19 protein-coding genes are annotated in these 18,617 nt (G+C 33.6%); 9 read left to right on the forward strand and 10 right to left on the reverse strand.

Annotated features, from left to right (window positions below):
- The first annotated feature begins 29 nt into the window (after nt 1–29).
- Nucleotides 30–1,847, forward strand: a complete 1,818-nt coding sequence (locus EW093_RS08145) for a hypothetical protein (RefSeq protein WP_149567920.1) — start codon at nt 30–32, stop codon at nt 1,845–1,847.
- Here EW093_RS08145 and EW093_RS08150 read toward each other — a convergent pair.
- On the reverse strand, nt 1,844–3,010 hold the full coding sequence (locus EW093_RS08150; protein ID WP_149567921.1) for an iron-containing alcohol dehydrogenase: 1,167 nt from the start codon (nt 3,008–3,010) through the stop codon (nt 1,844–1,846). The two genes, EW093_RS08145 and EW093_RS08150, sit on opposite strands and share 4 nt — an antisense overlap.
- A gap of 73 nt (nt 3,011–3,083) precedes the next feature.
- Here EW093_RS08150 and EW093_RS08155 point away from each other — a divergent pair, with 73 nt between their 5' ends.
- The 6 genes from EW093_RS08155 (at nt 3,084) to EW093_RS08180 (ending at nt 9,175) form a co-directional block, all read left to right on the forward strand.
- Nucleotides 3,084–3,842, forward strand: a complete 759-nt coding sequence (locus tag EW093_RS08155; protein WP_149567922.1) for a hypothetical protein — start codon at nt 3,084–3,086, stop codon at nt 3,840–3,842.
- A gap of 1 nt (nt 3,843) precedes the next feature.
- On the forward strand, nt 3,844–5,004 hold the full coding sequence (locus EW093_RS08160) for an AAA family ATPase (protein WP_149567923.1): 1,161 nt from the start codon (nt 3,844–3,846) through the stop codon (nt 5,002–5,004).
- Between the two features lie 84 nt (nt 5,005–5,088).
- Nucleotides 5,089–6,024, forward strand: coding sequence for an ABC transporter ATP-binding protein (locus EW093_RS08165; protein ID WP_149567924.1), 936 nt, complete (start codon nt 5,089–5,091; stop codon nt 6,022–6,024).
- Nucleotides 6,017–6,721: an ABC transporter permease subunit gene (locus EW093_RS08170; protein WP_149567925.1), complete on the forward strand. Its 705-nt coding sequence runs from the start codon at nt 6,017–6,019 to the stop codon at nt 6,719–6,721. Before EW093_RS08165 ends, EW093_RS08170 begins: the two co-directional genes overlap by 8 nt.
- Nucleotides 6,721–8,790, forward strand: coding sequence for a Gldg family protein (locus EW093_RS08175; protein WP_149567926.1), 2,070 nt, complete (start codon nt 6,721–6,723; stop codon nt 8,788–8,790). Before EW093_RS08170 ends, EW093_RS08175 begins: the two co-directional genes overlap by 1 nt.
- Nucleotides 8,780–9,175 carry a hypothetical protein gene (locus EW093_RS08180; RefSeq protein WP_149567927.1) on the forward strand — a complete coding sequence of 132 codons (396 nt, stop codon included), beginning with the start codon at nt 8,780–8,782 and terminating at the stop codon, nt 9,173–9,175. Before EW093_RS08175 ends, EW093_RS08180 begins: the two co-directional genes overlap by 11 nt.
- Before the next feature lie 413 nt (nt 9,176–9,588).
- Here the strand turns inward: EW093_RS08180 and EW093_RS08185 are convergent, their stop codons facing one another.
- The 4 genes from EW093_RS08185 to nadA are packed head-to-tail and all read right to left on the reverse strand — an operon-like array spanning nt 9,589 to nt 14,629.
- Nucleotides 9,589–11,223, reverse strand: a complete 1,635-nt coding sequence (locus EW093_RS08185) for a sensor domain-containing diguanylate cyclase (RefSeq protein ID WP_149567928.1) — start codon at nt 11,221–11,223, stop codon at nt 9,589–9,591.
- A 9-nt stretch (nt 11,224–11,232) separates the two neighbouring features.
- Nucleotides 11,233–12,072, reverse strand: a complete 840-nt coding sequence (gene nadC, locus EW093_RS08190; RefSeq protein ID WP_149567929.1) for a carboxylating nicotinate-nucleotide diphosphorylase — start codon at nt 12,070–12,072, stop codon at nt 11,233–11,235.
- Complete coding sequence (nadB, locus tag EW093_RS08195; protein ID WP_187759886.1) at nt 12,069–13,628, reverse strand: L-aspartate oxidase; 1,560 nt, start codon at nt 13,626–13,628, stop codon at nt 12,069–12,071. The genes nadC and nadB overlap by 4 nt, the downstream gene beginning before the upstream one ends.
- Nucleotides 13,628–14,629, reverse strand: a complete 1,002-nt coding sequence (gene nadA, locus EW093_RS08200; RefSeq protein ID WP_149567931.1) for a quinolinate synthase NadA — start codon at nt 14,627–14,629, stop codon at nt 13,628–13,630. Before nadA ends, nadB begins: the two co-directional genes overlap by 1 nt.
- Before the next feature lie 119 nt (nt 14,630–14,748).
- Between nadA and EW093_RS08205 the strand changes: the two genes are divergently transcribed.
- Complete coding sequence (locus tag EW093_RS08205) at nt 14,749–15,414, forward strand: hypothetical protein (RefSeq protein ID WP_149567932.1); 666 nt, start codon at nt 14,749–14,751, stop codon at nt 15,412–15,414.
- On the opposite strand, the gene EW093_RS08210 is transcribed toward EW093_RS08205, so the two are convergent.
- Genes EW093_RS08210 through EW093_RS08220 form a run of 3 tightly spaced genes read right to left on the reverse strand, consistent with a single transcriptional unit; the run spans nt 15,394 to nt 17,450 of the window.
- A complete protein-coding gene (locus EW093_RS08210; RefSeq protein ID WP_149567933.1) occupies nt 15,394–16,389 on the reverse strand; it encodes an NUDIX hydrolase in 996 nt (331 codons plus the stop codon). The two genes, EW093_RS08205 and EW093_RS08210, sit on opposite strands and share 21 nt — an antisense overlap.
- Complete coding sequence (locus EW093_RS08215; protein WP_149567934.1) at nt 16,382–16,873, reverse strand: hypothetical protein; 492 nt, start codon at nt 16,871–16,873, stop codon at nt 16,382–16,384. The genes EW093_RS08210 and EW093_RS08215 overlap by 8 nt, the downstream gene beginning before the upstream one ends.
- A gap of 10 nt (nt 16,874–16,883) precedes the next feature.
- On the reverse strand, nt 16,884–17,450 hold the full coding sequence (locus EW093_RS08220) for a hypothetical protein (RefSeq protein ID WP_149567935.1): 567 nt from the start codon (nt 17,448–17,450) through the stop codon (nt 16,884–16,886).
- A gap of 125 nt (nt 17,451–17,575) precedes the next feature.
- Between EW093_RS08220 and EW093_RS08225 the strand changes: the two genes are divergently transcribed.
- A complete protein-coding gene (locus tag EW093_RS08225; protein WP_149567936.1) occupies nt 17,576–17,935 on the forward strand; it encodes a rhodanese-like domain-containing protein in 360 nt (119 codons plus the stop codon).
- On the opposite strand, the gene EW093_RS08230 is transcribed toward EW093_RS08225, so the two are convergent.
- Together EW093_RS08230 and EW093_RS08235 are read right to left on the reverse strand one after the other, a co-directional pair.
- Entirely contained in the window at nt 17,927–18,352 is a 426-nt protein-coding gene (locus tag EW093_RS08230; protein ID WP_149567937.1) for a DUF2161 family putative PD-(D/E)XK-type phosphodiesterase, read from the reverse strand. The two genes, EW093_RS08225 and EW093_RS08230, sit on opposite strands and share 9 nt — an antisense overlap.
- A complete protein-coding gene (locus EW093_RS08235) occupies nt 18,265–18,597 on the reverse strand; it encodes a hypothetical protein (RefSeq protein WP_149567938.1) in 333 nt (110 codons plus the stop codon). Before EW093_RS08235 ends, EW093_RS08230 begins: the two co-directional genes overlap by 88 nt.
- Nucleotides 18,598–18,617 lie beyond the last annotated feature (20 nt).

The following is an 18,617-nucleotide window of genomic DNA, read 5'->3' on the forward strand; positions in this document are numbered from 1 at the left end:
TAATTTTCGGCTAATAAGGAAAACTCTAAATGAAAACATTTAAAATAACATCATTATATAAGGTTATATATATTGGAGTAATAATAACTCTTTTTTATACTTACTTTAATTCAAAGGAAGTTAATAGCTATGACCTAGAAGGGTTAAAAATAGTTGAAACGTCCTCCCTTGAATACCCACTTATTCCAAAGAGGATCAAATCCCTAGAGTTGAGTTATAAGGGTTTAAACTTTAATCTTTCAACAAAACGCCCTTTAACTGTTATTAGCGATGATAATATAAAGAGGAATTCATACATTAGTAGTTTTAATATTATAGAAAATAGTTTAGAGGTAAACCTAATAAATGATGTAACTCTAAACATAAAAGTTGACAATAGGGGTCAAAGACTATCAATAGGAAGTAGTATCCCAAAAGTTTTTCCAACAATTAAAGAGGTTATTATTCCTTTTTCATTAGATCCTAAATATAAATTAGAAGAGAGTGACCTATCATATAAAATTTTTGATAACCAAAATGAATTTCACCTAAAACTTAATGATAAATACTATATTGATAAGCAGAAGCAGAACATCCATTTAATTGCTACAAACGATAAGATAACAACCCTTACTTTTAGCCCATTAAGTAACAGTGACCTTCCACTAGCGGAACAGTGGTATAACCAAAACAAGACAAAATTTGTGGATGATATAAATAGTAATATCGAGTTATTTTTAATTAAGGCTGAGACTTATATAAGTTCTATTTTTAATCCAATAACATATTCAACTGATACAAATAGTTGGAGGAATTTACCTAGAGAGAGCCTATTTACAGAAGAGAGTATTATAGTCTACTTAGCCCAGGGGATGTTAGAAGGTAAATACCTTAGTCATTTTAATAGGATTACCCCGTTAAAATCTCGTTATCCTAACCTATTTACATATAAATCTACTCCATTTCTAGGTAATATAGTAGAAAATGGAAATCTTGGCTTAGTCGGGGAAGAGAGGGAACTAGGTAGAATTACAAAACAGATTCTTACATCAGACCCCAATATTTTAGAAACATGGATTCCTAAACACTATTTTGTAGGGAATCAAATAAATACAGATAGATTATCAAAACTTATTATTGACTCAAATATAGAGAGCTTAACAATAGAACAGCTAGCAGTAGCTCTATACAATTTAAATAATATTCTAGAGAGTGATTCGGCTAATAGTAAAAATGTTGATAGTGTAAAAAAGATTACAGACTTAATCCTGCAAAACATAGTCTGGGATGGCAGCGGAACCTATATTATATCTAACAATAGCATATCCGACCAATCCCTTAACCTAAAAATTGGCCAGCTACTATTAGAGTCATCCCAATACGAAACAAGTGAGTATACTAAACCTCTAGGAGAAGCACTTATAGATACATATCTAAATAACAGTAATAATAAAGGTGAGATTTCTAAAGAGTATAATTTTAAAGAGAAGCTATATTCAACAGCAATTATTTCACCACAAGAGTCATACTTAGCCTTAAGTAACAACCCATATATTCCCCACTATATACAAGACAATGGGATAAAAATATGGACAATTTCAGACTCAATAGATATTAATAAAACAGATAAAAGTATTAGAATCACTGTTTCATTTCCTATTGATAACAGTTCAAATATCAACTCTCACTTTCTAGCAATATCAGGAGTAAAGCCTTACAAACAGCTCTATTTTAGGGGTAGATTATGGCGAGCAGATAAACTATTTGAAAAATATGGAGTAGGTTACTACTATGAATATAGTACCAACCTACTATACTTTATGCCAAACCATACAAAGGAGAGGGAAGAGATTGTAATTAGTTATTAATATAAACACTGCCTATTAAGTAGTATTTTTTTAACTAACTCCCCAGAGATATCCCTATTTTCACCAAATAGCTGACCTCTCTCTATAAAGATATTACCAATTTTTTCCGCCGCTTCTTCAGGGTTAATATCGTAATCCACAAATCGACTAGATATTCCAACAGATTGAAAAAAAAGAGTTGTTCTTGTAATAACCTCGTCAATTATTACGTTTTTATCCCCCTGGGTAACTCCCCAGACCCTTTTTGCATATTGGAGTAGTTTTTTCTCTTTTTGTTTACGTTGAATACTTAGTAGTCCAGGTAATACTATTGCAAGGCTTCTAGCATGATCCACACCATAAGCTGCAGTAATCTCATGCCCAATCATATGTGTACTCCAATCCTGATCAACTCCAACTCCAATATATCCATTTAAAGCGGAGGTTGCAGCCCACATCAAGTTGGCTCTACCCTCATAGTCATTAGGATTATCTATAACATATCGACCTTGATCTATTAATGTTAATAATAGCCCCTCCGCCCATCTATCCTGAACAGGGGTATTTATATCAGTGGTTAGATACTGTTCTAAAACATGAACATAGGCATCGACTACACCGTTTGCAACCTGGGATGAAGGAAGTGAGAATGTAGTTGATGGATCTAAAATAGAGAATTTAGGATATACAGAACTGTTGGAAAATGCCATTTTTTCACCTAACTCACTATTAGATATAACAGCACTACAGTTCATTTCAGAACCAGTAGCAGGTAGGGTTAATACTGAACCATACTCCATTGCGTTATTAAAATTATTCTCTATAACAATACTTTGCCATGGGTCATCATAATTATTTACAGCTGCTGCTGCAATAAATTTAACAGCGTCTATAACAGATCCACCACCTACAGCAAGAATAAAGCTAACATTATTAGACTTAATAACATCCACAGCCTTCATACATGTTTGGAGTGTAGGATTACTCTCTATACCTGCAAACTCAACAACATCATGATTTTTAAGGTTATTAATTACTTGCTCATAAACTCCATTAGATTTTATAGACCCTCCGCCATAAATTATTATAACTTTTTTATTAGAAGGAACTAAACTACTTAAATTCGAAATTGTCTCTTTTCCAAACAAGATCTTTGTTGGATTGTAAAAAGTAAAATTATTCATAAAAAAAGAATATCAGTTTATTTGTAAAATTAGAATAAAAATTGTAGTATTTACGTAAAAGAGGACTTAAATAATGGAACAAAAGACTTTAGAAGAGCACAAAGAGTACTTAAGAGAGTGTACTAAGCTAGGTTTATGGGCTGTAGCTGACTGGGTAAATAAACATCCACAAGAGGATATTGTGGAGGTATTAGATGAGAGAACCGCGATTGTTAATCACACAGTTTTTAATAATAAAACTCTTTATGACTTTCCAAACTTCACTGGAGATGAATGGCCAAAACTAAAAGAAGAGCTAAAAGATATATACAAAAACAGTAGTAATCCATCCCAATTTGAGGAACTCGCTTTTAAGATAGTAGAACCGTATATCTACGGTAGAGCCGAGAAGGACTTACAGAGTATTAATGGGGGTAACAGTAAAAGTTGGGTTAGATATGATCTAAATAAAGATGAAGAGTATTTAGAAATACATATGGAAAACTCACTATACCCTAAATCATTTTTGGCTGATGAAAAATATTTTTACGATAAACTTAAAATTGCTGTTCTAGATGCAGAGAAAAGTGGATTTAAAGGTTTATGGACCTGTAGCTGGTTAAACGACCTGCCCTCTTGGCAGAAACTCATGCCAAAGGAGTGGAATGAGTCTATAAATAACAGAAGATGGGACTTTGAGTGGCATCTTGGTTTTTGGGGACAATTTTTAACTGCAAACCAGTGTTTCAATTATAAATTAGGGAAAAAATTTAGAGAAACAGGTAAAATCCCCTACCCAATGAGCAGAGCAAAAGCTAGTATAGAGGTATTCAAAAAACACTTAGGAATTTAAAATGCAAAAAATAATCTATATAGCTGGTTTTAGACAACATGCAGGAAAGACATTTACAAGTCTAGGTATAATCTCAAGACTAAGAGAGGTCTACTCTCCTAATGAGATTGGATATATTAAACCTGTAGGCCAAGAACTTTTCACCCTTCCAGATGGAAGAAAAATTGACAAGGATGCCATTATAATAAAAGAGTATGCTTTGCCATCCCTTAATCTAGACACAGTCTCCCCTGTCCGGTTAGGACGGGGTGTTACAAAATCTTACCTTGAGTCCCAAGATCAGGAGCTTTTAACAAAGGAGTACTGTAGATCAATTGATGAAGCGATTTCCAAGCTAAAGGATAAAAAAATTATAATTGCTGAAGGTACAGGACATCCAGGAGTGGGAGGTATTGTAAACCTTTCTAATAGCGACGTAAGTATAAGATTAAACTCGGATATTATCTATTTAGCCGGAGGTGGTATAGGTAAAACCCTAGATATGTTAGAAGTTGATCTAAACTATTTTCACTCTAAGGGAGCTAGGGTTAAGGGTATAATATTTAACAAACTTATACCAAATAAAATTGATGATATGAAAAAACATATTACGGAAGAGTATATTACAAAAAGATTTAGTAAGGATGGGTCTCCAATACATATTTTAGGTTGGATGCCCGAGGTTAAAGGCTTAAATAAACCCTCTATGCGACTAATAAAAAAGAGTTTTCAGAATGCAATAATCGCAGGGGATTCAGATGAAACCCAATGGAATAGGCCTGTAACAGGGGTAACAATAATTTCCCAATCCTATAAAAAAGTAAACCCACAGGAGAATGTAAAAGCTGGAAGTGTTATTATCTTATCATCTAACTCCCTAAGGCGACTAAAAAAGATACTTGTTTATACAAAAAGCCAAGCTCCTCAGGATAGAATTGCAGGCTTTATATTTACATGTACCAAAAAGCAGGAGAGCTTTCCTAAGAGTTTAAAACTAGTAACCAACTACAAGGTTCCTGCAATCTATGTTAGGGAAGACACTTCAACAGCAGATGAGATTCTATATAAATGTATAAAAAATACAAAACTCCAGTCCCACGAGACAAAAAAGAGTGACCAAATTATAAAAGCGTTCAAAGAGAATTTTGATCTAGAGAAATTTAAGAACTCATTCTTAGGATAATATTACAATTTCATTACAAAATAAAAAAATTATTGAAGCTTTAATTTCTACTTGATATCTTTTTTACATAAGTATGGAGGTATCATGATTGAAATTAAAGATCTTGAGAAAAATTATGGTTCAACAAAGGCTGTAAAAGGTATTAACCTATCAATTAATTCAGGTGAAATCCTCGGACTTCTTGGACCAAATGGTGCTGGTAAAAGTTCTACACTAAGGATTTTAACAGGATATTTAAAACCTAGTTCAGGAACTATTTTTGTAAAAGGTTTAGATGTAAGGGAGAGCGAACTAGAGATTAAAAAATTAATAGGCTACTTACCAGAGTCTGCCCCCTTATACTCTGAAATGCTTGTTTATGACTATCTAATTTACATTGCAAACCTAAGGGGTTTAGATAGTGAAAACATAGAGCCTAGACTAAAGGAGTTAGCAGATCTATGTGGAATTAGAAGTGTTATGCATAAGAGTATAAACTCATTATCAAAGGGTTATAAGCAGAGGGTAGGCCTAGCTCAAGCGATGATGGATGACCCTGAAATTCTTGTTCTAGACGAGCCAACAACTGGTTTAGACCCTAACCAGATAGTTGAGATTAGAAATATAATCAGAGAAATTGGAAAAACCAAAACAGTAATCTTTTCAACCCATATACTTAGTGAGGCAGAGGCAACATGCGACCGTATAGTAATTATAAATAGTGGAGTTGTTGCCGCAGATGGAACCCCTGCCCAGTTAAAACAGATGATGGAGGGGGACTCTAAGGTTGAACTAACCCTAAAGAATTCTAACATTGAGGATTTAGAGAGACTCCTAAGTCAAATTCCTCAAATTGAATCCTATAAAATCATGGAGAATAACAACAATTTAGATGTATCTATATTTGCAAAAGAGGACTTAAGAGAGACTCTATACCTGAAGATAAAGGATACGAACTGGATTCTTTTATCCCTTTCTCTTGAAGTAAAATCTTTAGAAAACATATTTAGAAAACTAACTAGGGAGCAGATCGATGAGTAGAAAATCAGTTTTAAGCATAGCCAAAAAAGAGTTTAAATCTTTTTTTGTAACCCCTGTAGGATATATAGTTATAGGTTTGTACCTTGTAGTCTCTGGATGGTTTTTATTCTCTACTATATTTTTATCAAAATCAGTCACTTTAAGGGACTTCTTCTCCTTAATGCCTATGATTCTATCATTTATAATTCCAGCATTAACTATGAAGAGTTTCTCCGAGGAGTATAAAACAGGCTCCTATGAGATGTTAGGGACTCAACCTATTACAACTATGGATATAACAATTGGGAAAGTTTTAGCAACCTGGGCTTTTGTTATTGTTATGTTATTACCAACCCTATCCTACCCACTATTTTTATCAACACTTGGAGATTTAGATAACGGTGTGGTTCTAAGTGGATATATTGGAGCTTTTTTATTATCAGGGAGTTTTACAGCTATTGGAACCCTCGCTTCCACTCTAACAAAAAATCAGATAATAGCCTTCTTAATAGGAGCTGTTATCTGTTTTGTTTTAACAATAATAGAGGGGATGGTAATCCTACTACCAAAAACAGTAGCAGGGTTTATACAGTACCTATCTGTTGGTTACCACTTTAAAAATATATCCAAGGGAATAATAGATTCAAGGGATTTAATATACTTTTCTTCCCTAATCTTTCTATCTATTTTAGCCACAGGACGGAGGGTTAATAAGTAATGAATAAATTAAGATATATACTATATGTAGTAGCAATTATACTATTAAACATTGTTGCAACTACGCTCTTTTTTAGAATAGATTTAACAGAAAACAGGTCCTACTCACTATCAGATGCGAGTAAGGAGTTAGTAAAAAATCTAGAAGAGCCACTAACTATTAAGGTCTTTTTATCCCAAAACTTACCTGTACCATATAACACTTTAGAGCGGGATATTAGAGACATATTAATGGAGTACAAGTTAAAAGCAAATAAGCATTTTAATTATACTATAGACCTGATAGATAAGGAAAACAGAGGAAATATATCCCCAGAAACCTACAATATCTACCCTGTAAATATTCAAAATATAGAACAGGATGAGGTAAAAGTTGTTTCAGCTTATATTGGTATAGCATTTATTCATGGGGATCTTGTAGATACTATCCCAGCTATTCAATACAACCAAAATCTAGAACTGTTATTAACAAATAAGATTAGAACATTAACAGAAAAGTCCACATCTCTTCTCGGGTTAGAGGATAATATTAAAATTAAATTATATATTTCTCCTATTTTATATAGACTTACAGATGAATTAGCTAAATATAAGGATCTAGTTAAAGAGTTAGTATCAGAAATGAACAGCGAGTATTTTAATAGACTAGATTATGAATTTATAGAGGCAGATGAAAATGATATTACCTCTACCAAAGATAATTACAGTGTCACAACCCTTAACTTAGAGGATGAAAATGGAGAAGTAACTAGAGCCATTTCCTCAATTATTATAAAAAATGGTAAAGAGTCTGAAGTTTTAGACCTAATAAATCAGGATATTTTTGGTAGAACTGTAATTTCCAATGGTGATGAAATTAGAGATAACATAAAAAGCAGTGTAAATAAGATGATTGGTAGTAGTACAAAGATTGGTTACCTTGTAAGTAACGGAACAATCCCTATGAACCAAAATCAGATGATGAGCTTTACAGGGCAGCAGGAGCCAACAATCAACAACCTAAGTTCTATAATAACCCAGGACTACTCTATGGCTGCAGTGGATTTAAGTAAGGGAGTTATAAATAGTGATATAAAAACCCTAATTATAGCTAGACCTACAACAAAATTCTCTAATAGAGAACTGTTTCTTTTAGATCAGTTCCTACTTAAGGGTAACTCTATATTATTGGCTATGGATCAACTTACAATGGATATGGAAAAGAGTAACCCTAACTATGGTATTGAAGCTTATAAAGAAGTTGATCATGGGTTGTTAGACCTCCTTAAAAACTACGGTATAGAGGTTCATAACAATATGGTAATGGATCAAAAATCCTTTAAACAGGTTCAAAGGGATGCTAGTGGCAGCATAATTGAATCACAAATATATTTTGCGCCTTTAATCCAGAAAGAGAATATGAATAGGGACCTACCAATCATAGATGGAGTTAATGAGTTAATAACCTTTAGAATGGCACAATTATCAGCTGTGGCACCAGAAAAACAGGGAATTGAAACTATTTTTACAACAACAAATAATGGATGGTTAGTTGATAAAGAGAGTTTATCCCTAAATCCTTCAAGGATAGTTCCAGGGTCAGAAAAGGATAAATACAGTATAGCACTATTAAAAGATGGACATTTTACAAGTTTTTTCAAGGACAAACCAGTTCCTCCAAAGCAGACCCAAGAAGAAAGTGAAGACCAAGATGTAAATGAGATAGTTGGGATTGAAGGAAAAGAGAGTGTTATCCCCCAATCTAATAGTGGAAAGTTAGTTGTTTTAAGCTCCTCTGACATGGTTACAGACTCTATTTTAAGTAAAAACTACAACTCTAACATTGTATTTACCCAAAACATTTTAGACTATCTCTCAGGAAGAGAGGATTATATTGAAATGAGGAGTAAAGGTGTTTTAAATAGACCTATGGTAGAGACAACAATACTTAAAAGAAACTTTATAAAGTACTTTAATATTGTGGGACTTCCTATATTAGTAGCAGTTGCCGGATTAATTTCCTACCTGTTATGGTTACAAAAGAAGAAGAGAATTTACCACTTATTTATGGAGGATAACAATGAAAAATAGAGTTGAGATATATATACTATTAGGATTAATCGCTATTTTTTCACTATATATAATTTTACGAAAGGATCAAAATATTAATTACCAAACTCCTAAGTTAGAAGATGTAAAACAAGGGGAGGTAACCAAGGTAACATTTAATAATCTCTCCATACAGAAGGATGGGGATAACTGGTACCTACCCTCAGGGTATAAGGTTGATGAAAATAGTCTTAAAAGAGTTACAAATGAGGTAGCAAACATTAAAATTATTGATAAGATCTCAGAGAGTGATGATTTAAAAAGATTTGGTTTAGAAACTCCACTTAAGTTAGAAGTTTTTAAGAATCAAAAAAGTGTAATTAAGCTAGATATTGGATCAACATCATCAACTGGCAACTATACATAAGTCAAAATCCCCGATGTAAAAGGGATATTCTCTATTAGAGGTGATTTTAGACAACTACTAGATAGGAATGAGGAGAGCTTAAGAAACAAGGTTGTACTCTCTACCTCTAATATAACAGAGGTCATAGTAACTAAGGGTGAAAAGATTATAACAAAGAGTGGGGATGAAGCTAAAGAGCTACAATTTCTAGGGGAAATTAGTGCTAGTAATTTTAAGGAGCTGAAAAGAGACGAACAACTATTAACCCTAGCAATTAAGGATATTGGAGTTGATAAAACTCTAATAATCTATAAAGAGGTCGACGGTGAGTATCCTGCTACATCATCAGAGGTAGACTTTCCGTTTACACTTCCAGAGTATATAGTTAATAAGATTAAGGATATAAAGTAATAAAAGGGGGCTATAGTTCCCCTTTACTCTGCACAGAGCCTATTTTTCCCCGCTTTCTTAGCCTTATATAGAGAAATATCGGCTCTTTTTACAATTGACTCTATATTTTCATATTGATGATGATAACAACAAGAACCAATAGATATAGTTATTTTGATATCTGGGTATTTAACAATTCTAATCCTACTAACCTTATTAATAATTCTATTTAACTTATTTGAAGCCCCATCTTTATCACTTCTTAATAGAACCCCAACAAACTCCTCTCCTCCATATCTAGCAAAAAGATCATTTGACCGTAATTGGTGTTTTATTAGTTGGGCAACCTTAATTAAAACCATATCTCCAACATCATGACCATAGTTATCATTTACACTTTTAAAATCATCAATATCCACCATAAATAGTGTAAAACTATCCTTGTGTCTTAGTGTTGAGTTAAACTCTCCTCTAAACTGCTTAAAAAACTCTCTCCTGTTATATATCCCTGTTAGATGGTCTATCGAAGCCATTGTTTTTAACTTATTATGAAGTAAAACACCAGATATAACTCCAGAAATCTGTCTACAGATAGAAGAAAATATCTCCTTATCACTATTTATAATTGTACTTCTGGGTGTTATACCAACAAATAAAACTCCAACCCTACTACTTGCGGTATAGAGGGGAAAACAAGCTCCTCCAATTAGGTTATTATTAAAAAGTAGACTCTTAAAGTCCCCATCCTCAATAGCCCCTGTTAAAACCTCAGAAATTACCATATTTGAAAAACTGTTATATATTAATTCCTTACCACAACTAAAACTTAAAAGAGTATCTATATCTTCTTTAGAAAATCCAACAGAGTAAGATATATTCAATTTATCATTATCATCTAAAACAAATAAAACAGACTTCTGTGTATAAAACCTTTCACCTATTAAGTCAAAAATATTCTTATAGAGCTCATCTTGGCTACAATCAATAGAACTCTCGGAAAAGACATTATTTAGTATATTCAAATCCTCTTGAATTTGACGGATATCTTCACTATTTTTCTCAATTGTGAACCGATATATTGAGTTTCTTTTTAATAATACAGAGAAATTCCATAAAAGAAAAAAGAGGGAGTACAAAATAATATAGAGGGAGGTAAAAATTGTGTGCCCATTAAGGGTGAATCTAAATAGCGATAAGATTGCAACAAATAATAATTCCCAGATAAATAGGGATAATAATTTTCGTTGCTTATTTATTGTCTTTACAATTAGAAGAGCAATACCATAAAGAAAGAGGATAGAGAGGCCTATTGAGACTAGAATGTAGCGGATTTCAACAGAGTCAAATAAGGATAAAAGAGTAAACAATACAGTATTAAATATGATGCTAAATAAGAGTATTTTTTTATAATTAAGAGTAACATCATAGAGTTGTAATGTTGTAAAAAGAACAAATAAGGACCCCTGGATTACAAATATAAGAGATAGGTTATGGGTAAATATACTACTTATATATCCAGTTAACAGAAATAATAACGTTCCTAAAAAATGAAAGACATTTGCAAAAATATTGCTCTTAACTACCTGCCTATTACTCCAGCTTAGTTCAATGAACAATATTAATATAAATACTAGAGGAATTAATAATCCCTCTATTAATAAACTTTTTTCATTTAACATATTTTAATGCTAATATCGATCTAACCCTATGTCAAAGTTTTTAATCGAGTGGGTAACAGCACCGCTTGAAATTATATCGACTCCAGACTCAGCTACAGCTCTTATTGTCTCTATGGAGATGTTTCCAGAAGCTTCTGTTGTCATTCTACCATTTACAATTTTAACAGCCTCTTTTAATGTTTCAGGACTCATATTATCAAGAAGAACAATATCTACAGGATTCTCCATTAGCTGCCTTAGTTGATCTAAAGTATCCACCTCTACTTCAATTTTAACAGTGTGGCCAACATACTCTTTAACCTTATTTACAGCATCATTAATAGATTCGCTAAAAGCTAAGTGGTTATCCTTTATCATAACTGCATCATCTAGACCAAACCTATGGTTAATTCCACCACCTACTTTTACAGCATACTTCTCTAGGGCTCTAAGCCCAGGTGTTGTTTTTCTAGTATCTGCAACTCTAGCTCCAGTTCCCTCAATCTCCTTAACAAGTCTATTTGTAAATGTAGCTATACCACATAACCTTCCAAGAAGGTTAAGGCAGGTACGCTCAGCTGATAACATTGCTCTAACATTTCCTGTAATTTTTACAATTTTATCCCCTATAACAACACTTTCTCCATCTTTTTTATATATTTCAAAGGTAACTTTTTTATCTAAGGCTTTAAAAGCGTATAAAGATGCTTCGAGACCGGCAATAACTCCATCTTCCCTAGCTCTTAAAACAGTCTCCCCAGTAGCATCTTCAGGGATTAGAGCATCAGTTGTTAAGTCTCCTCCCTTACTAAAATCCTCTAGTAAAGCTTTTTGTATAATCTCTTTATACTGGATTTTCCTAATATTCATACGCTGTCTCCTTCGATTTTTATTCTGTCCCACCTAATGGAAGTATTTGGATAATCCTCCCTGTAGTGGGCACCCCTACTCTCTTTCCTATAAATTGCAGAGCCAATTAAACTTAACCCTAAGCTAACCATATTATTTAGCTCTAACCACTTAACAACATGTCTATATGTTAAGTTATTCCCACTGTAAATAGGGGAGTTAATAATCATTTTTTTAAGCTCAATCAATTGAGTCTCACCTTCTAGCAGAGAGCTCTCATTTCTAATTATTCCACAGTTATTATACATAATACCCTGTAGTTTACTTCGATAGAGATCTATATCAACTAAATCTAATATTCTGCTTAAATCAGGATATTTTGGGTCAATATCTACTAACTCATGATCCTCACTCAAAACTCTTTCTACTTCAGATTTACCGTATACCAGACACTCTAATAGAGAGTTACTAGCCAACCTATTTGCTCCATGAACTCCTGTATAGGAAGCCTCTCCAGCTACACCTAACCCACTTGGGAGCTCTCTATTTATATCTACGCCACCCATAACATAGTGGACTGCAGGTGTTATTGGGATCAACTCTCTATTTGGATTTAAACCAACCCTTAAACAAAATGAAGATACTGTTGGAAATTTATTACCTAGATCATCAATTGGTTTAAGGTCTATAAATATTTCATGACCAAGTTTCATCTCATTCCATATTGCCCTAGAAACAACATCCCTAGGAGCTAGCTCTTTTAGAGGGGAGTACTTTCCCATAAATGGTGTTCCATCACCTCTAACAAGAAGTGCTCCATCCCCTCTTAGTGCCTCGGTTAATAGCATTAAGGAGTCTCCACTCTTAACATTTAGAGCAGTAGGATGAAACTGAACCATTTCAATTTCTTTTAATTTAAGGTTTGCCCGAAGGGCTATGGCCATAGAGTCCCCTGTGGCCTCAACTGGGTTTGTAGTATGTCCAAATAGTTGGCCTAGTCCACCTGTTGCCAATAGAACTCTTTTTGATCTTATGGTTATAAAACCATCATTATCACTATAAACGGTAATACCTTGAACTGAATTATTTTCTATTATTAGATCACATACAAAAACACTATGTTTCCAAGAGATATTTTTTCGCTTTAAAGCCTCTTCATATAGGGTTTTAACAAGAATCCTGCCAGTAGAATCTCCTCCAGCCTTTAAAACACGTCTCCTAGAGTGGGCACCCTCTCTATTTCTATCCAGTTGTCCAGAGCCTGTTTTATCAAACGCCATATTTATTTTTAATAGGTTCTCAATAGCTGGTACACCCATCTTAGTTAAAAATGAGATCTGATCTGATCTCCCTGAGTAGACCCCAGCTTTTATTGTATCGTTATAATGAAGGGATGCAGAGTCATCACTACCTACAGAGGCAGCAATACCTCCCTGGGCAAGAGGGCTACTTCCACTGGAAAAAGAACTAGTCTTTGTTATTATTAAAACACTCTTATTACCAGACTCTAGGGCTGCTGTTAGTCCTGCAGCACCAGAACCTACTATAATAAGATCGTAAATGGTGTTTTCTACCACTATTTTACCTCAAGCATCCTCTCTACAGATCTCTTAGCACCATCTATAACCTCAGGTGCAACAAATACTTCTGGGGACATAGTTTCCATAGTCTCTAAAACGTTTTCCAAGGTAATTTTCTTCATATGAGGACATAGATTACAAGGCCTAACAAACTCAACATCAGGATACATTCCTGTTAAATTATCACTCATAGAGCACTCAGTTACCATTAAAACCTTTTTAGGCCTTCTATCTTCTACAAAATTTATCATATCTGCTGTGGAACCAGAAAAATCCGAGGCCTCAACTATCTCCCTTGGACACTCTGGATGAGCAATTACAACTAAACCATCATGGGCTGCCCTAAATTCATTTATACTCTCCACAGTAAAGAGTTCATGTACTTCACAACTACCCTTAGACCACTCAATTAATTTTTTATCAGTCTGAGTCTGCATATTTCTACATAAAAATCGGTCTGGAACAAATAGAATCTCATCACTATCTATGCTCTCAATTATTTTTAAAGCATTTCCTGATGTACAACAAATATCAACTTCAGCCTTTGTCTCTGCTGTAGTATTTACGTAGGTAACAATAGGAACACCAGGGTGCTCCTGTCTAAGTTTTTTTACATCTGCACCTGTTATAGAGTCGGCTAATGAGCAGCCTGCAGTTGGATCCGATATTAAAACTCTTTTATCTGGGCTTAATACTTTTGTTGTTTCAGCCATAAAGTAAACACCACAAACAAGTATCGTATCGGCATCAGTTTTTGCAGCCTCTCTAGCTAATCCCAACGAATCTCCCTTTATGTCAGATATACAGTGAAAAATATCCGGTGTCATATAGTTATGTGCCAAAATTAGGATGTTTTTCTCTTTTTTAAGCTGATTAATTCTATAAATATATGGAGCTTTTACTTCCCATTCCATTCTTGGGATAACATCTTTTACTAGCTCATATAGATGATCTGTAGCTTCTTTAACTTCTTTTGAATACTCTGGTAAAACACCCATAAGGACTCCTTATTAATACTCATAATGAGCATAATTAATTTATACTCTTTATGAGCATATTCCTCTTACAAGGTAAAAAAGTCAAGACTAGCCTTAAAAAATATTATATAATTTAAGTTATGATTATATTATTACTACTCCAGTTAACATTTATGAATAACCTAAATAGCCAGATAGATCTCTGGTTAAACAATCAAATAACTAACTTAGAAGTCATTGATTACTTAATAGAAGAAGAAAAAAAAGGGCTAACAAATTATGAGTTAAGCCTAAACTATCTATTAATGGGTCGAGCCTATCTTGCAGATGAGAACTCCAAAACTTCGATAGAGTTTTTTGAAAAGTCCATAGATTTTGCTACTAGGGCTAATAAAAAAAAGGAGAGCTCTGATAACTATAGGGTAATATCAGAAGCTGGAAGCTATATTATGCTTCAGAAGGGAATACCATATATAATAAAAAACTCAAAGGATATAAATGACCAGGCTTTAAGATCCCTTGAACTTGATAAAGACAATATACGCTCCTCTATTATAGTTGCTAATGGATTAATAAATGCTCCTAAGTTCTTTGGTGGGGATATAAACCAAGGCATATCAATTCTTGAATCACTAGATACAAACCAGTGGCCTAAAGAGGTAGAATTTGATAGATTAATAGCCCTTTCTAATGCATATGAGAAGAAAAAGAGTAAAAACAATGCTATCAATAGTGCTAAATTAGCCCTAAGAATTTACCCGAATAACAAAAAGGCAAAGGAACTACTACTTACCCTTGAAGGGTAGATTTAAACCAATATTTATTCTCTCAGCTTCTACACCGCTTCGAAAGCTATAGGTGGCTGCAGGCCTACCAGGCCCACTGGAGTCCTCGTTCCCAGTCTCGATAACAAATTTCCCCTGTTTTATATATCTTCTAAAATTTTGTTTATGCATAAGAACACCGGTTAAACTCTCATATACTCTCTGTATTTTTAGTAGAGTAAACTCCTTAGGAAGAAGTTTAAAAACAATGGGTCTATAGGGGATTTTACCCCGAACTCTTGCTGTTGTAGAAGCAAGTATTCTTCTATGGTCTCCTTCCATAGATACTCCAAAGGCTTGGGATAACTTTCTATACTCCTTATCCTCAATTTTTTTACATGTAATTGGTAAAATATAACCAGCACTTTTTGCCCAGTCATCCCAATCCCTATGGGACTCTTGAACTAAGCCAGCCTCATATAAAACCTCGTATCGAAATAGAACCTTACTCATATCCCAGGTCTCAAAATCGCCAAAATTAACCCTTACACGTTCAAGGCGAAGTTCCCTCTCAGCCTCATCTAAACCCTCTGATACCCAGTTTAAAATATTCGGCTTTATTACATCTGTAACAATCCTAGGAACTCCACATCTAAAATCCTCCCATGGGAAAAAAGAGTATAGATTTACCCAACGACCAGGAAGATTTTTATCTGTTTTAACATAGGGTATTAATGCGTAATAACCAACTGTTACATTTCTGCTTCCGTGCCTACTAACACTATTTCTATTCCAGTTACCATATGTATACAGTTGTTCTACATAGTCTAATTTTTGCCCTGTTTGCTCTTGTACCCATGACCGTAAACCTAACTCTAGCGTTCTATGTTTACCAGGAGAGAAGGCACCACTTGGCAGGGAAAGTGGGGACTGTACAGTCATAACCTGGGGTTCACTCTCCTTAACCCTTAAAATCACAGCTGTTAAATCGACAGTAATGGCATCTTCTCTATTCAAAACGCCTTCTTCTTTTTAAAATAAGTATTATGATTATTGAAATAGTAAGTAAAAGTCCAATTATTACTGGAACATTGTAACTACTACCTTCCTTTTTTACTAAAATTTCCTCAGAAACTTCCACCGGGATATTACAAATACCCGCTTTATCACAGGTTTGGAACCCAAGAATTACGTTTATATTGTAATCCCCCTCTTCAACACCATCCTTTAAAAGCAGTCTTCCCTCTAGACTTAGTTCTTTAGAGTAATAAACATCTCCACTCTCTTGTAGCTCTCCATCGGGGTAACCTGTAAAAACAAAATTATATTCATCTGACTCAATGGTTAAAAATAAGAAATTTTCATTTAGAATTATATATTCATCTCTATTTAAAAATATTTTTGCTATAACTCTATCACTATTAGTTGTTATAGAGACTTTATTCCCGCTAAAGACATTAAAAGTTGTAATAAAAATAAGTATAATAAGTAATCTCTTCATAAAAACTCCCTTAATTCATCATTACAGAATTAGCATAAATTAGCCATAAAAAACTGATAAAATAGAGAGCTCGTTGATAAACTCCCCTATTGATACTCTTTCTTCCTACCTGGATTGATAGATATAGGTTTAATATTAATACCATAATATTTATAACTCTATTTAGACTTCCTAATTCGACAAATAACTTCATAACAATTAGTAGAGATATAGAGAGCCCAGAGAGTTGGTTGAATAAAGAGTTTAATTTGAACTCCTTAATGGAGTAGAAAACCAAGTGTTCAAAGGGTTTTGTAGAAAAGACACCTGAGAGATATGTAAAGATGGAGAAAAAACCAAGGGGAACATAGTAGTAGGGTTCATTAACTGCATCGTTTATATTAACAATAATACCGGCAAAAATAATAATACCTAAACCTTTAAAGCCCCACTGCATTGTGCTTCTATTTTCGTATGACTGGCAAGCTAACTCATTTAAAGTATTAGACCTACTGTTATACTCCTGGGGAGCCATCCCCTGGGCAATGAATGTAACTATACCAAAATAAACTACTGCAGAAATTACAAATATTAACATATGATAACTTTATCCTAAAAAAGATTATCTCTAAAGGTTTTTTTTACTTTTTTACAAACTATTTAATTGATTTATATTACAAATAAATATAGCATACTTAATATATAGTAAAAAAGAGAGGTAGTATGGATCCAATAATCATTGTAGTTATAGTAGGAACATTTTTTATATTTAAATTATTAACTGGAAGAACATCATTAAAGAGTGCTGATGCAAAAAAAATAGTATCAGAAGGCGGAAAAATAGTAGATGTAAGATCCCCTGGAGAGTATAAAAGTGGACATTTTAAAGGCGCCATAAATATTCAACACGATAAGATTATTAATGGTGCAAAAAAAGCTAAGCTTAGCAAAGACAGTCCAATTATTTTATATTGTGCAAGTGGGGCAAGATCATCTGTTGCAAAAAGAGTGTTAAAGTCCGAGGGATATACAAACATTCATAATGCAGGGACCCAGGGCAAACTAAAAAATCTTTTAAGTTAAGTATGACTCATACTCTTCAAGGGTTAATCGCCCTTTTGAAGAGATATCGTATACACCCCTAGCCTCAGATTTAACAAACCAACCATAATAATTTTTATATAAAATAGAGTAGGTTTTAGGAGAGGTTCCCAGTTTAATTAGTTGAGAACTTGTTTTAGGTCCCTCTTTAATCAAAAGTTTAGCGATTTTTATAGAAGACTCCTTATAGGCAGTCATAAGCTTAACCCCTACAGAACCACCACGATTATAGTTTCCACTCCTTCCATTGATCTCCCCTATTATACTACTTCTATATTTTAGCTTTCTTTTTCTAGAAAACTCTTTAGGTTCTAAAATAACATCAACTCGACACCTTTTTTTAAAAAAGTTACTGTTATTAGACCTAACTCCAATCGCTTTAAGAGTTTTAAAAGATATTTTCTATTGGGAATTCTTTTACCATCTAAAATTGGAATTGCAAGGTAGACACTGTCACAAAACTCCTGCCTATCTACACACTGATAAATCAACTTTAAAGAAACAGAGGTTTTACACTCAACGACAATAAGATTATCATCTTTAATTGCGGTAATATCACAACCTTTAACTTCACTTCTAACCTTATAACCTAATTTCTCCAGGTACTTTTCAATTGGTACAGATATATCTACTTCCTTAATCATAGTCTAGTTTATAATATATA

This window comes from Thiospirochaeta perfilievii (assembly GCF_008329945.1).
Classification (GTDB): Bacteria; Spirochaetota; Spirochaetia; order DSM-2461; family DSM-2461; genus Thiospirochaeta; species Thiospirochaeta perfilievii.

Coding starts and splice junctions, on each gene's coding strand:
- EW093_RS08185 (WP_149567928.1), bottom strand. CDS start 11,223: ATGTTAAATGAAAAAAGTTTATTAATAGAGGGATTATTAATTCCTCTA.
- EW093_RS08145 (WP_149567920.1), top strand. CDS start 30: ATGAAAACATTTAAAATAACATCATTATATAAGGTTATATATATTGGA.
- EW093_RS08235 (WP_149567938.1), bottom strand. CDS start 18,597: ATGATTAAGGAAGTAGATATATCTGTACCAATTGAAAAGTACCTGGAG.
- EW093_RS08160 (WP_149567923.1), top strand. CDS start 3,844: ATGCAAAAAATAATCTATATAGCTGGTTTTAGACAACATGCAGGAAAG.
- EW093_RS08150 (WP_149567921.1), bottom strand. CDS start 3,010: ATGAATAATTTTACTTTTTACAATCCAACAAAGATCTTGTTTGGAAAA.
- EW093_RS08155 (WP_149567922.1), top strand. CDS start 3,084: ATGGAACAAAAGACTTTAGAAGAGCACAAAGAGTACTTAAGAGAGTGT.
- nadC (WP_149567929.1), bottom strand. CDS start 12,072: ATGAATATTAGGAAAATCCAGTATAAAGAGATTATACAAAAAGCTTTA.
- EW093_RS08220 (WP_149567935.1), bottom strand. CDS start 17,450: ATGTTAATATTTGTAATTTCTGCAGTAGTTTATTTTGGTATAGTTACA.
- EW093_RS08165 (WP_149567924.1), top strand. CDS start 5,089: ATGATTGAAATTAAAGATCTTGAGAAAAATTATGGTTCAACAAAGGCT.
- EW093_RS08215 (WP_149567934.1), bottom strand. CDS start 16,873: ATGAAGAGATTACTTATTATACTTATTTTTATTACAACTTTTAATGTC.
- EW093_RS08225 (WP_149567936.1), top strand. CDS start 17,576: ATGGATCCAATAATCATTGTAGTTATAGTAGGAACATTTTTTATATTT.
- EW093_RS08170 (WP_149567925.1), top strand. CDS start 6,017: ATGAGTAGAAAATCAGTTTTAAGCATAGCCAAAAAAGAGTTTAAATCT.
- EW093_RS08205 (WP_149567932.1), top strand. CDS start 14,749: ATGATTATATTATTACTACTCCAGTTAACATTTATGAATAACCTAAAT.
- nadA (WP_149567931.1), bottom strand. CDS start 14,629: ATGGGTGTTTTACCAGAGTATTCAAAAGAAGTTAAAGAAGCTACAGAT.
- EW093_RS08175 (WP_149567926.1), top strand. CDS start 6,721: ATGAATAAATTAAGATATATACTATATGTAGTAGCAATTATACTATTA.
- EW093_RS08180 (WP_149567927.1), top strand. CDS start 8,780: ATGAAAAATAGAGTTGAGATATATATACTATTAGGATTAATCGCTATT.